The sequence below is a fragment of the Paenibacillus cellulosilyticus genome, assembly GCF_003182255.1.
Taxonomy (GTDB): Bacteria; Bacillota; Bacilli; order Paenibacillales; family Paenibacillaceae; genus Paenibacillus_T; species Paenibacillus_T cellulosilyticus.
This window is the reverse complement of record NZ_QGTQ01000039.1, coordinates 13,692-26,539: the sequence shown is the minus strand read 5'-3', so window position 1 is coordinate 26,539 and position 12,848 is coordinate 13,692. Positions and strand designations below refer to the sequence as shown.

The 12,848-nt window shown below is 48.4% G+C and carries 12 protein-coding genes and 1 tRNA gene; 5 read left to right on the top strand and 8 right to left on the bottom strand.

Features of this window, described 5'->3' with window-relative positions; genetic code table 11:
- Window positions 1-239: 239 nt before the first annotated feature.
- A complete protein-coding gene (locus DFQ01_RS28275) occupies window positions 240-773 on the bottom strand; it encodes a 5' nucleotidase, NT5C type (RefSeq protein ID WP_110047287.1) in 534 nt (177 codons plus the stop codon).
- A gap of 230 nt (window positions 774-1,003) precedes the next feature.
- Between DFQ01_RS28275 and DFQ01_RS28270 the strand changes: the two genes are divergently transcribed.
- Window positions 1,004-1,090 (top strand) — tRNA-Leu (locus DFQ01_RS28270).
- A gap of 151 nt (window positions 1,091-1,241) precedes the next feature.
- Here the strand turns inward: DFQ01_RS28270 and DFQ01_RS28265 are convergent.
- From DFQ01_RS28265 to DFQ01_RS28255, 3 genes are read right to left on the bottom strand one after another with little or no spacing between them, the layout of a single operon-like run.
- On the bottom strand, window positions 1,242-3,281 hold the full coding sequence (locus DFQ01_RS28265) for a CotH kinase family protein (protein ID WP_245946914.1): 2,040 nt from the start codon (window positions 3,279-3,281) through the stop codon (window positions 1,242-1,244).
- A gap of 13 nt (window positions 3,282-3,294) precedes the next feature.
- Entirely contained in the window at window positions 3,295-4,023 is a 729-nt protein-coding gene (locus tag DFQ01_RS28260) for a DUF4956 domain-containing protein (protein ID WP_110047285.1), read from the bottom strand.
- Window positions 4,024-4,025: 2 nt separating this feature from the next.
- A complete protein-coding gene (locus DFQ01_RS28255; protein ID WP_110047284.1) occupies window positions 4,026-4,841 on the bottom strand; it encodes a polyphosphate polymerase domain-containing protein in 816 nt (271 codons plus the stop codon).
- 196 nt (window positions 4,842-5,037) lie between these two features.
- Here DFQ01_RS28255 and DFQ01_RS28250 point away from each other — a divergent pair, with 196 nt between their 5' ends.
- A complete protein-coding gene (locus DFQ01_RS28250) occupies window positions 5,038-6,291 on the top strand; it encodes a purple acid phosphatase family protein (RefSeq protein ID WP_110047283.1) in 1,254 nt (417 codons plus the stop codon).
- Window positions 6,292-6,735: 444 nt separating this feature from the next.
- On the opposite strand, the gene DFQ01_RS28245 is transcribed toward DFQ01_RS28250, so the two are convergent.
- The 3 genes from DFQ01_RS28245 to DFQ01_RS28235 all read right to left on the bottom strand — a co-directional run bounded on the left by DFQ01_RS28245 (window position 6,736) and on the right by DFQ01_RS28235 (window position 8,017).
- A complete protein-coding gene (locus DFQ01_RS28245) occupies window positions 6,736-6,975 on the bottom strand; it encodes a hypothetical protein (RefSeq protein WP_110047282.1) in 240 nt (79 codons plus the stop codon).
- A 36-nt stretch (window positions 6,976-7,011) separates the two neighbouring features.
- A complete protein-coding gene (locus DFQ01_RS28240; RefSeq protein WP_110047281.1) occupies window positions 7,012-7,341 on the bottom strand; it encodes a hypothetical protein in 330 nt (109 codons plus the stop codon).
- Between the two features lie 106 nt (window positions 7,342-7,447).
- Window positions 7,448-8,017, bottom strand: a complete 570-nt coding sequence (locus DFQ01_RS28235) for a xanthine phosphoribosyltransferase (RefSeq protein ID WP_110047280.1) — start codon at window positions 8,015-8,017, stop codon at window positions 7,448-7,450.
- Between the two features lie 188 nt (window positions 8,018-8,205).
- Here DFQ01_RS28235 and DFQ01_RS28230 point away from each other — a divergent pair, with 188 nt between their 5' ends.
- Both DFQ01_RS28230 and DFQ01_RS28225 read left to right on the top strand, forming a co-directional pair.
- Window positions 8,206-8,859, top strand: a complete 654-nt coding sequence (locus DFQ01_RS28230) for a hypothetical protein (RefSeq protein ID WP_110047279.1) — start codon at window positions 8,206-8,208, stop codon at window positions 8,857-8,859.
- A 102-nt stretch (window positions 8,860-8,961) separates the two neighbouring features.
- On the top strand, window positions 8,962-10,026 hold the full coding sequence (locus tag DFQ01_RS28225; protein ID WP_110047278.1) for a YkvI family membrane protein: 1,065 nt from the start codon (window positions 8,962-8,964) through the stop codon (window positions 10,024-10,026).
- Between the two features lie 123 nt (window positions 10,027-10,149).
- Here the strand turns inward: DFQ01_RS28225 and DFQ01_RS28220 are convergent, their stop codons facing one another.
- The gene (locus tag DFQ01_RS28220) at window positions 10,150-11,298 is read right to left on the bottom strand and encodes a glycosyltransferase family 4 protein (protein ID WP_110047277.1); all 1,149 of its coding nucleotides are present in this window, start codon (window positions 11,296-11,298) and stop codon (window positions 10,150-10,152) included.
- Window positions 11,299-11,579: 281 nt separating this feature from the next.
- On the opposite strand from DFQ01_RS28220, the gene DFQ01_RS28215 reads away from it, so the two are divergent.
- Window positions 11,580-12,773 carry a GGDEF domain-containing protein gene (locus tag DFQ01_RS28215; protein WP_110047276.1) on the top strand — a complete coding sequence of 398 codons (1,194 nt, stop codon included), beginning with the start codon at window positions 11,580-11,582 and terminating at the stop codon, window positions 12,771-12,773.
- Window positions 12,774-12,848: the final 75 nt, after the last annotated feature.

Sequence of the window (12,848 nt, the reverse complement as noted above, 5' to 3'; positions counted from 1 at the left end):
CAATCCGAGCATAGCGAGTCAATTAAGCTCTCCCGCAACCATTAGCGCTTCACATTAATGAACGATTCTCGTTTCAGAGAGTCTTCTCTTTCTCAACCCATCCATAAATTATAATAAGCCCACCTTCACTCACATCAATGAAGTGCACCCCCTATAGTATTACATCGGCATAAACACGAGGGTGTTTTTCCAATGTCCACTATAAGGGGTGCACGTCTTAGTGAACGAGGGTCTTATCATTAATGGCTCTGACTCCGGAAATATTCCAATACTTCCGCCCAGCTGTTAACCCTTACGTAGCCTGTCTCGTCTCGGTTATGAGGCGCGGTGAACAGGAGTCCTTGACCTCGAAATCCTTTGAAGTTTCTAACGTTGTCATCAATCAAATAATCCGCGTTAATGATGCTCTTATCTCCGCAGAACACATAATTCATCGGCGAGATGAAGGAGAAGTGCTCGCACAGCCATTCATATTTCCCTTGTAAAGAGGACGGATGCTCCATTGCGGCTGTTGCAATATAGATCTCATAATTGCTGCTCAGCTCGCGGATCACTTCTTGGCAGCCTTCTACAACGTTCAAATCGCGGAAGAAATTAACCTCATCGATAATTGCAGTAATCTCATCAGCCAGATGCGGCCGCAAATGCCGAAGGCGCGTACCTTGAAGGTCTTCCAGCGTTAATGAATCCTGAAACTTAGCATTGAATTGGCTCAAATGTTTTGATGAGAAGTCAGCCATTACTTCATCCATATCGATCGCTATTCTTTTCATGCGAAGTCACCTCATTCATCTATGTACGGTTACGGTTATGGTTTGCTGCCCTCCACAACCCTCTCCTATTCTACTTAAAAATGATAAAAAACATATCGTTTTAAATCACATTTGGAATGTAAAGCAACGAATAAACTCGTGCTATTCTGTGCTCAAGCCTTTCGGAAATGTATATGTTGACTTGTTATCCGAACTAATGATAATATCTTTCTTGTCGACATCAACGACATGCGGTCATGGCGGAATTGGCAGACGCGCTAGATTCAGGTTCTAGTGGTGTAACAACCGTGGAGGTTCAAGTCCTCTTGACCGCACCAACTCATCATAAATGATAGCTCATGGATTGCTGGTTCAGCGATGCATGAGCTTTTTTATTGTATAAATCTGCTTTACTCGATACCGACTGATATACATGAATAAAAGCCGCTCAGCTGCCGATTATCCGGCGCCCGAACGGCTTTTATATGGTTAATGCTTCTTACGGAAGTTCACGATGAAGAACATAGCGAGTACGAGTACGATGAGGAGTGAGCCTGTCGTAATGGCATCTTTCATAGTGCCTTGGTTGGCATTCGTAACCGTGTTGCCACCAAAGCCGCCAGGTCCTCCTCCCATGCCTCCCATGCCGCCTCCGCCAAAGCCGTCTGGAGGCGCACCCATACCGTCGCCACCGCCGAAGCCGCCGCCGCCTTGACCGCCATCAAAACCACCTTGCATGCCTTGGCCTTGGCCGCCGCCACCATTCTGTCCACCCTGACCTCCATTGCCGCCGTCAGCTTGGGCTTGGCCATTCTGGCCCGCGTTGCCTCCATCCGTTGCAGCTTGGCCATTCTGGGAGCTATTGCTTGCGTCAGGCACAGCGTTCTGGTTGCCGGTATTTGCATCCGCAGCTGCTGTCTGGATATTTAGGCCGCTGCTGTTGGCATCCAATGAAGCGGTTTGAATGGTTGGCGTACTGCTGCCATCCGCAGCGGAAGCCTTGAAGTTCTGAGCACCGTCGTTGCCTTGTGCGGCAGGTGCATTTCCGCCATTCTGCGCATCGTTTGCACCTTGTGCGGCGTTATTGCCTTGCACATTGTTACCGTCCTGCGCTGCTGCATTATTTTGCCCATTCGCAGCCATGTTATTGCCTCCCCCTCTGCCGCCTCCGAAGCCGCCGCCTCCGCCGCCCATACCGCCGCCATTGCCTGAGCCATCACCGGACGCCTTTACAGTACCGTCCAGCTGGCCTTGCACACTAGCAACTCGGTCTGACGTGAACGTCAGGAGCGACTGTACACCTTGCTCGAACTCCTCATAAGTGTAGAACGCAGTAGGGTCCGCCTTCACATCATCAGCGATCAGCTCCTGCAGCTGCTTCACACGCGCTTGGAACGTTTCGTCATTCAAGTAGTTGTCAATCATGCTTTGAATCATTTCGTGGTACTGCGCTTTGTACGTCTCGTTGCTGAGAAGCTTCGCAACAAGCGGACGTTCATCAACGCTGCCATCGGTAGGCTCGTCGATCATGTACGAAGTATTGCTGCTGGCGCCTCCGCCGCCTCCGCCCATGCCGCCCATGCCGCCCATACCGCCAAACGCCATGTTGTAGTCCCACGGTAGAATCGAGAATATTCCGTTGTTCTCATACAGATAGTAGTTCTGCTTATTGCTGCCGATATAACTGTCGGTATTCACTGTCACAGCATTGAGTGCAATATAGCCGAGTGCATCTTCAACGTCGATGACACTCTCGATATCTGAGCCATCATTGAGTTCCTTGATCATATCGACGAGCACATTACCATTTGATTTCTTAGACTTGCGTTCAAGGCCCGGATAATCCGTCTCCTCGTCGCCGCGGTAGAGCAGATCGCTGCCGTTGCCCATAATACCTTTATACAGCGCTCCGTACGAATTGCCGAAGTTGCGCTCCAGGTAGGACTCGCCTACTTGCTCTACAGCCAGATACAGCCCTTTGAGCTCACCATTCACGTACACATTCACATACGAGACCTCAGGCGTAGGCAATCCCATCGACTTCGCCAGCTCATAAGTGAGAAACTCACGCATATAAGTAGGATCGCTGTAGTCGTTGTTTAGGTTAATCTTCGAGATACCTTGCAGTGTCTGGTTCGTTACATATTCATCGAACGACAGCTTGAAGCTGTAGCGATCCGAGTCCGTCATCTGAACGACTGCACGAAGCGACAGATTGCCCTTCGTACGAATGCCTACATTCTCAAGCTTAATACCGTTGTATTCGACCGTTGCGGTCTTGAATTCCTCGGCAGAAGCATTGTCGAGCATATCCTGGAAGTCATCGGGATCAAGCGTAATCTTCACATCGACGACTTTATCCTTAACGAATACATTGCTCTCCAACTGTTCGGTAGTTGCCGCAGCCGAGGCTCCGCCCGTCACCGCGGAGCTCTCGGAGTCACGATTCCAGCTATCAAATAGCAGCGCTGCGATTAACGCAGCAACCACGCAAATGACTAGAATCGGAACAGCGGTTTTGGATTTCAATTTGCACCGCCGATTAAGATACGTAATCGCCGCTGTAGCTGATGAGCACCGCATTTTTCACGCCGCGAAGGCTTGAAATCGCATTAACGAAGCCGCTTTCCTTCTCTTTCACGCGTACTTCCAGTGTCAGCTCAATGTTGCCCGGCGTTACTGTTTTTTGTTTAACATTGTAACGTTTTACTTTGCCATGTACTTGTTCCATCAGTGTTTTCTCACTGTCATCGCCATCGCAGTTCACAACGAGCAAATAAGGGGTTTCGAAAGTCGATTTCTTGATAAAGATAAACATAATGATACCGATGATAACTGAACCTGCGATTGCGAGCGAGAAGAAGCCAGCACCTGTTACGATACCTGCTGCTGCTGCCCAGAACAGGAAGATCAGATCAGTTGGATCTTTAATTGGCGTACGGAAACGAACGATACTGAGCGCACCGACCATGCCGAGCGACAGGACAAGGTTCGAGTTAATGGCGATAATGACCATCGATGTAACGAGTGTCATACCAATAAGCGATACGTTAAAGCTCTTCGAGTACAGCACGCCGCTGAATACCCGTTTGTACAGCAGGTAGATAAAGAAGCCAATCAAGAATGAAATCGCCATCGTGATCACGACTTTGGTTAGGTCGATATCATTGACGAAGTTGTCCGAAATCGAGTTTTTAATAATATCGGCAAACGTGTTCGTTCCACCGTTGTCAGTAGCTGCTGCCACTGTTGTTGTATTCTCTGCTGCCATTTTTATTGATCCTCCCATGAGTTAAGTTTCAAGAATTTGCGGCACATGACATATTTCGAAGCCGACTGCCGAATCAATCCTTCGAGCTGCAGCGCATCTCGGATATGATAAGGCAAATACTCGTCGAATTTCACTTCGAGTATAATCTGATTGTCATCGAGCGTGTTGATCGTGCTCAGATTCGGATTGAACAGATCCGTCGAATACAACCCCGTTCTCAGCTGTTTATCGAACGTGATTCGCACATTGCCATGCACATTTATGAACGGTTCGCGTACATAGTCAACAATAACCTTCGGCCTGAGCAGCCGCTGGCTCATTTCCTTATGAAGCTCCGCCCGCAGCGGATTAGATGGAACGTTCAAGCAGTCGAAGTCACCTGCAATGATGGCATCCGCCTCTGCTCGAGTCAGTGAGGTTTTAACCTTCGCAATATACTCGTCTTTCTTAATTTTCTTCTCAAAATGAATGATGGAATCCGAGACGTTATAGATTCGAATCCGGTATTTGCTACGGTCACGCAGGCCGCCCTGCTTGTCTGCAAGCGCCTTGTTCTCCGCATCATCAAAGTAAAGGCTGCGAATATGGTATTCGCCAGTTGGTCCTGCATGCTTATCTCGTGCCATGAAACTACTTAGGCGCTGACGAATGATAAAGTATTGGTGGAAGTTGATATAATATTTTAATTCGTGACGAAATTTTAATGGCTGTGCCTGCACAGGCGCTGTCTCAACAGCCAACGCTTTGCTGTCATCTATTCGCTTTTGCAGCTCCAATTGTTCCGTTCCGTCGTAGCGCAATTGTTCGATCGTTGTCATCCTGTCACCTCATTTCATTCGCTTGTTGTGTCTTTGATGTGTTTCATTATAGGTGCGTATCTTGAAAATAATCTTATCTCTAGCTGAATAAACGCTGAAAAATTTACATTCCCTTAACAATTCATTTGATTATGACCCATCAAACATGCGATAGTAAGCTTCAACACTTATTCGATAGGAGGCTTAAGCGTTGAGAATGCTGCTTCAAACCATTACAATAGCCGTCGTTATCGTCCTGCTCCTTGTCATCCTGTTCGTTTCTCAGCACAATCGTTCAACGCACGCATCACTTCCCTACTCTATAGTTACGACATTCAATGGAGATGCATCAGAAGCTCGCAGCTTCGCTTGGACTACCGATGATCCTGAAGCCGCATCGGTCCTGCAGCTTGTTCCCGGTACAGATGCTGCCAAATTAGATACGAATGACGTCATATCCTTTCAAGGCCGCACAGAGCTACTTAATATCGGAGACGATAAGCTCGGTACCCATAAGGCCGAAGCAGTGGGCTTAACGCCCGATACAACCTATACGTATCGCGTTGGCAGTGGTGATGCGAAAGGCTGGAGTGCTCCAATGACGTTCACGACAGCAGCCGCAGATGAAACAGAAAACAGCAGCGAGAACCAATCGAGTTCCTTCACTTTCTTGAATCTAGCCGACTCGCAAGGCGTGACAGAGCAAGATTTCAAGCTATGGGGCGATACATTGAACAAAGCGTTCGAGCTGTATCCCGATTCACGATTCGTCATTCATAATGGCGATTTCACAGAGAATGCGGATGATGCGGATGGTTGGCGTTATCTATTCGAGCAAGCGATGCCTTGGGCAGCGAGCATACCGCTCATGCCTGTGGTCGGCAATAATGATGTGTTAAAGAAAGAAGGCTCCACGCCACTTACGGCTCGTTTCGATCTGCCTGACAATGGGGCAAATGGCGTGTCGGGCAACTATTCCTTTGATTACGGAACCGTACATGTTGCGGTATTAAATACAGAGGAAGAGATCAGTGCGCAAACGAAGTGGCTGGATGCAGATTTAGCTGCGACGAAACAGCCATGGCTGATCGTTGCGATTCATCGACCGCTATATGGGGGAAGTACTTACAAGAAGATCAAGGACTGGGCTGAGGTCATTGACCGTTACAAGGTCGATCTTGTACTGCAGGGGCATAATCATGAATATTCCCGCTCCTTCCCGCTTCGTGATGGCAAAGTGACTGGCTCAGCGGATCAAGCGGTCACCAACCATTCTGGAACAGTCTACGTCGTAACAAACACGGCTGGGCCGAAGTTTAATGAGAAAAAAGAAGATCAGTTCTACCATGCGGTACATTTTCAGAATAATAAGCAGATGTTTGCGGCGATTACGGTTGAAGGCGACAGCCTGACCTATACTGCGTATACGTCTGATGGAGAACAGGTTGATAGCTTTACGGTGGAACACTGAGGTTAGGGGCTACGCCCCTTTGACCCCAGGTTTTAAAGATTTCTACCCACCCAAACCCTCCCTGCAAGGGAGGGCCCCCTGGGACTAAGCGTATGCTTCCGATGTGGCTTCCTTACGGAAACCTTTACCCCTGAACCCCGGAAGGGGTCGATGGCGAGACGTAGTTGCGGATAAGCTACTGCGAATTGAGAGTCGCGTGCCCCTATGGGGCATAGCTTTCGTTCGAGAGTAATGCTAAACCTCACTTAATTTCCACTGGGGGCTGTTTTTCGTTCCGAATGGTACATTAGGTGTGCTTTTGCCATACTTATTCGTCGATGAGGACGTGATTTGAAGAAATAAGTATGCATCCACTGCTCTTAATCTTCATACTGAGTCTGTTACCAGCCGATTTATATACAAAAAAGGTTGAGCAGCACAGGCTGCTCAACCTTCATTCGATCATTATTTCGATTCTTCTTCGCCCTGCAGGATGTCTGGTACGCTGCGATCGTCTGCTGCACGCTCGAGCGTGTAGTCTCGGCTCAGCTTGACGACGCGCTTGTTGATCTTACGCAGCACTAGGCTTGAATCGTCCCATGCAACAATAATGCCGTATACATCATTCGCGGCCAAGCCGTCACGAACGATTCGGACCGGCTCGCCGGATTGACGGAACGCATCCAGCTGCTCTTCCGTTATCATGACGTTCTTCGCTCCTTGCGAGATCGATGATCTCCATTATCCGATATTATCGACATGCTCCTTGGAATCATTCGTCTCATACCATTCGTCCAGTACACGAGAGGACATGACTCGCTTCGCAATATAATCCTTCTGGTGATCGAGGAATTGATCCCGCCACTCCATGCCAAGCTCTTCAGCGAGTTTAACAATCGTCAGCAGCTCCGACCACGCCACATAGCGTTTATACCAGAAAAATTGCGGGTGCTCAATCATATATGGATACAGATCATCGAATTCCGTGTGCTTGCAATCGAGCGCCCGCTCGAAATGCGTCTTAGCAGCTACAAGCTTCTGGCTCATAAAGTCGTTCGTCATAATCTCCATCGTCTAGTGCCCCCTCTCGTACTCTTACAAATTAATTATAAGCGATATCCATCAGGCAGAAAAGAGTACAGCACAAGTTCCCAGAAGTATTGGGCCGAACAATCGACTATTCGAACGAGATCGATCCGTTCGACAGCGAGGAAATGCGTACGAGCGACTCCACGCGGTAGCCTTGCTCCCGCAGCGCTTTTGCGCCTGCTTGGAACGACTTTTCTACCACGATACCGATGCCAGCAAGCTTCGCGCCGGAACGTTCAATAATTTTGACCAGTCCACGTGCTGCATCACCGTTGGCAATAATATCATCAATGAACAATACATTATCCGTTTCGCTCAGCATGGTGCGCGCGACGAGCAGGTCGGTTACGATCCCCTTCGTAAACGACGGTACACGCTCAACATAAGCGTCTGGATCATTGATCAGTGTCTTCTTCCGTCTTGCGAATACGAGCGGTACGCCAAGCACATGAGCCGTTGCGAAAGCGACCGGAATACCCGACGACTCCACGGTGATGACCTTCGTGATGTTCGATTCTGCATATAGCCGTGCAAATTCCCGTCCCATGTCCATCGTCAGAACAGGATCGACTTGATGGTTCAATATCGTATCAAGGTTCAGTACGTCCGTTGATCTAACCGAAGCGTCCTCCAATATGCGTTGTTTTAATTTTTCCATAGTCAAGCTCCTTTCCGAAAAACCCTTTCCGATAACTTACCATATAACGATTATCCGGCGCAACCGTTCTAGTCATCATTCCATGAACTGCCCGTAACCTTTCCTCACAATTTCACGTTATATCTATATACACCTATTTCCAATCTCTGATAGGATAGAGATACATGGGACGAACGGAGGCGTTAACAATGAAACACGTATGGAAGAAATCAGCACTGACGATGACTTTAACGATAACACTGGCTGGTTGTTCGCTTACATCCGGCAGCAGCCCAGAGGACGAACAGGTAGTTGGCAACGACCCTTTGGCAGCCGGACAGATCAATACGAACAATGGCGGTCCGAATATGACCGTAAACGAGAATGCCAATTGGAACGGCGGCACGGCTGACAACGGGACACTGGAAGCTACAGGTGCTGCGAAGCCTAAGCCTAAGCTGCCGGAGTCCACATTAGATAAGGCGAAGCCAACCCTTGCCGGCATTGCGCTTGGCCTTCTGACATCCGACGTGAAGAAGAAGCTTGGCGAGCCTGACGACAGCTACGCGCAAGATGGCGATGCTGGATCGATTGATATTTTCGAATATGAAGGACTAAGTATCGGGTTCGGCAGCGGGAATCAAGGTGTCTTATTCATAGAAGTTTATGGTGCTGATGTTGTTACAGGTCTTAGCGGAGTAAGAGTTGGCGATTCAGAGGATGCAGCTGTGAAAGCAATCGGAAAACCTGACTCGCAATCCTCCTATCTACTCACCTACAAAACGACGAATTCACTGCTCAAGTTGGACCTCGATCCTGACAGTCATGAGATTTTGTCCATAAAATTATTCACAGAGGCCTGATTCAGCAAGCGGACTCAATAGCCGATTACAACAACCTGTCATGCCTGTCCGTCCGTCGTCATACCTTGTCATAGAGGGGATCGGAAACGGAGGACGGATCAAATGTGGAAACGGATCAACATCGTGCTGCAAGTGGCGTTCACTTATATGGGAACCGTTGTTGGCGCAGGCTTTGCAACTGGACAAGAAATCCTACAGTTTTTTACCCGATTCGGCTATTGGGGCTCCATCACGATAACACTTGCGACCTTTCTATTCATCTGGCTCGGCGCCAAAATGATGCTGATTAGCTCCGATATACAAGCTGCATCCTATGAGGACTTGAACAAAACATTATTTGGCGAGCGACTTGGCAGCTGGATCAGCATGTTTATGATGATTATTTTGCTCGGTGTAACGGCTGTCATGCTCGCTGGCGCTGGATCGATTTTCGAGGAAAATTGGAATTTCTCCTATCAGTCTGGACTCCTCATTACGATCGTCGGATGCTTCTTCCTGCTCCGCAAAGGGATGAACGCGATATTAGCCGTCAACAGCGTGGTCGTGCCCATGATGCTGCTGTTCACAGGCATCGTCATGTACAATACATTCACGACGCCAGAGTCAGACCGTTGGCTCACGTTACAAACCGATCATCCGCTCTTCGCTGCATGGAGTGCCCCACTGTTATACGCCGCGTTCAATCTGTCGATGTCCCAAGCCGTTCTTGTTCCTCTAGGTGCATCCATTCAAGACCGCCGCGCGCTAAAAGCCGGCGCTTTGGTTGGCGGCATCGGCATTGGCTTCATGCTGCTCGCGGGTCACATCGCGCTTTCGCTTCATATGCCAGGAATACAGCAGTTCGCCATCCCAATGGGCGGCATCGCAAGACAGCTTGGTCATACGGCGCAATGGATTTATATATTCCTCATTTTCGCCGAAATTTTCACTACGCTTATCGCCGACATATACGGTCTAACCTTGCAAATTCGCCAGCGGGTAAAATGGCCCGTCTCCATCATTACGATCGTCATACTCATCTTCTGCTATCTAGCCGGTCAGATCGGTTTCGGTCCGCTGCTCTCCACCCTGTATCCGATATTCGGTATGATCAGCCTCGGCTGGCTCGTCCTTATTATTCGGCATCGCAGCGTACAAATACAGCCGCGGGATCGCAAACATAAATAAACAAACAACGGGTGAGCAGATAGCCAATCTGCTCACCCGTTGTTTGTATCTTTCTGTCTTCCCTAACAGGGAGGATTTAGGTAGGTAGATACCCCGAGGATTAAAGGTGGGTAGAGCTCCCCCCTATTGGTCCTCATCCTCCAGCGGATGCGGAGACAGGCTCACATAAACCTCTTTCAGCTGCGACACCACGCGAGTCAGTGAGTAAACACGCTTCGCCTTATCCCATGCGGCACGCGCAAGATTGTAACGATAGCTTGGATCGACAATCGTCTTCTCCATCGCCTCAGCAAGAGCATCTACATCTTCCGGCGGTACGAGCAGACCGTTCACCTCATTCTCGATCTGCTCGCCAATTCCGCCAACGTTCGTACCAACTAACGCAAGCAGGCAAAGCGCAGCTTCTGCGAATACGGAACCGAACGACTCCGCTCGGGACGGCAGGACGAACACATCAAAGAATGGCATGAATTCTTCTGGATGAAGCATATAGCCATAAAAAATAATTTCATCGTATAAGTCCAGCTCGACTGCAAGCTGCTCCAGCTCCGCTCGAATCGGCCCATCCCCGATAATATGAAGCACGAACGGATGCCCTTGCTGCTTCAGCTTCGCACATGCACGAAGCAGAATGTCTAACCCTTTTGCAGGTACGAGGCGGCACACCGTGATAAACTGCGTCACTTGATTATCATGGGCGATTGGGCGGAATCTCTTCTCATCAAATCCATTCGGAATGACGATAACATTGTCAGGGTGATCCAGATACGGTGTCATATATTGACGGAATGATTCCGAAACCGTTAGCAACTGATCCACCTTTAGCTCCAGCTCGCGATAGAGCGAAGTCAAGAATCGGTGTTCGACACTGCCCTCTTGAATACGGCCGTTCAGTATAAGCTCTCGTTCAAAGCTGGAGTGGATCGTCATGACGATGGGCGTATCCGGGAAGAGCTGTTTCATGACCAGTGCTGCAATAGGATGATGCGCGTGAATCATATCGTAAGAACGTTTGATACGCATCCGCGTCCACCAGACGTAATCCCGATACGTTTGCAAATATTTGTCGACAATCGGATTACCAACAAACTCTGCAGCATCAAAGGTTTCGAAATAAACTTCTTCCTGACCTTTGTTACGAACTCGCTTCGGCAGCGAGAACAATTCCATCGACCATCCAGCGCGATTGAACCGCTCTTGGATGTAAGGAACCATCGAGGAAACACCGCCGGGCTGCTCCGGTGGAAAGAATAAGGCTTGTAAAATATTCAAGGCAACTGCCCCCTAACCTCATAAAACTAGAAACATAAGCTGCCTACGGACCTTCGACATCATCTGACTTTCGTCTCTAGGCGGTATGCCTTAAACATGATATACTAGAACATATGTTTCTGTAAATAAACCTTAAGTCCAGTCATTCGAGAATGAACGGCCGCGCTTGAAGGTAGAATTTATAGCCAATAAGAATTTATTTTCCCCGGTCGGCTCGGGAATGTATGAATTCTTATGTGGTAAACAATATGTAACTCTATGAAACTGGTGGTATCGTACACATGGCGATTGTCAATTGGCTAACCGGTTCAACCGGTATGATTCTCTCTTCAGCTTGCGTCATCGTAATCGTTATACTCATGCTGTTCATGTCGGCAAAGCTTCATCAGAGCTATCGCAAATACAAGGTGTATGGCTGGCTCATCGCAGGTCTGCTGCTCGTATGCATCCAATATATCATCCGGATGTACGTGGCTTCACCAGAATCCAATGCATCACCTTGGCCTTACTTAACTGCTTCCATTCTGCAGATTGTTTCATTCATCATTATAAACTTTGTTTTCATTAAATTATATACCCGCCCTTCGGGAAGATTGGTCGGATGGGCATTCATCTCGATGCTGGTTGCGCCATTCATACTGGCTGGCATTCAATTATATTTCGACTGCAGCTTGCTGGAGCATCCCGTTAGAGGAACGAGCATGCAAGTGCTCACACTCGATTTTTACTCGCTCATTATTAACTTTCTAATTCTTGTCGACACGCGCGGCATCGCATTGAATCGTAAGTTCGTGCTCAGTCTTGGTACATACTTCTTTTATCAATTAGCAAGTGTAGCTGATGGCTATGTGTTCCATGGCGAGAAGCCTTTTATCGTCGTGCTGATCAATTTCGTACCATTAATCTATTTTACGCTGCTGTTCCTTATGTTGTTCGAATGGGTCATTGAACGCATGCTCGACATTCATCAATCATCGATTACCGATGGCTTGACCTCCCTGTACAATCGTAAACATTTCATTACGCGTTGTGACAAATGGCTGCGTGAACAAGGTGTTATTTCGATCATTTTCTGCGATATCGATAATTTCAAGAAATTGAACGATACACAGGGTCACCATGCGGCTGATGTCATCTTGAAGAAGGTCGCAGATATTATTAAGGAAGAGTCGAACGGAATCGGTACAGCTGGCCGTTATGGCGGTGAAGAGCTGCTGGCTGCAGTTCGCGGTAATGTGAAGGTTAAAGCTGCGGACGTAGCAGAAACCATTCGTCGACGGGTAGAGACGGAGACGGGCGTTACGATCAGTATCGGAGTCAGTACTTCGAGCCCAGGTCAATCCGTACTAGACATCGTTAAGGAAGCCGACGAAGCGATGTACATCTCCAAGACGACAGGCAAGAACAAAGTGTCCGTCGTAGCCAAGTCTAATCGCTCGAAATCAAGACGCAGTAAAGCTTCTGGAGAAGAGTGATTCAGTAATGAACTTCTCATTTCTTTTTAATCAAAAATGGCTGCCCACGAAACGCATCCAATGCGTCGTGAGCAG

What these genes read in the sequence shown, in the direction of transcription:
- DFQ01_RS28225 (WP_110047278.1), top strand. Translation starts at nt 8,962, where the DNA reads ATGTGGAAACGGATCAACATCGTGCTGCAAGTGGCGTTCACTTATATG.
- DFQ01_RS28245 (WP_110047282.1), bottom strand. Translation starts at nt 6,975, where the DNA reads ATGATAACGGAAGAGCAGCTGGATGCGTTCCGTCAATCCGGCGAGCCG.
- DFQ01_RS28235 (WP_110047280.1), bottom strand. Translation starts at nt 8,017, where the DNA reads ATGGAAAAATTAAAACAACGCATATTGGAGGACGCTTCGGTTAGATCA.
- DFQ01_RS28275 (WP_110047287.1), bottom strand. Translation starts at nt 773, where the DNA reads ATGAAAAGAATAGCGATCGATATGGATGAAGTAATGGCTGACTTCTCA.
- DFQ01_RS28240 (WP_110047281.1), bottom strand. Translation starts at nt 7,341, where the DNA reads ATGGAGATTATGACGAACGACTTTATGAGCCAGAAGCTTGTAGCTGCT.
- DFQ01_RS28255 (WP_110047284.1), bottom strand. Translation starts at nt 4,841, where the DNA reads ATGACAACGATCGAACAATTGCGCTACGACGGAACGGAACAATTGGAG.
- DFQ01_RS28260 (WP_110047285.1), bottom strand. Translation starts at nt 4,023, where the DNA reads ATGGCAGCAGAGAATACAACAACAGTGGCAGCAGCTACTGACAACGGT.
- DFQ01_RS28215 (WP_110047276.1), top strand. Translation starts at nt 11,580, where the DNA reads ATGGCGATTGTCAATTGGCTAACCGGTTCAACCGGTATGATTCTCTCT.
- DFQ01_RS28250 (WP_110047283.1), top strand. Translation starts at nt 5,038, where the DNA reads ATGCTGCTTCAAACCATTACAATAGCCGTCGTTATCGTCCTGCTCCTT.
- DFQ01_RS28230 (WP_110047279.1), top strand. Translation starts at nt 8,206, where the DNA reads ATGAAACACGTATGGAAGAAATCAGCACTGACGATGACTTTAACGATA.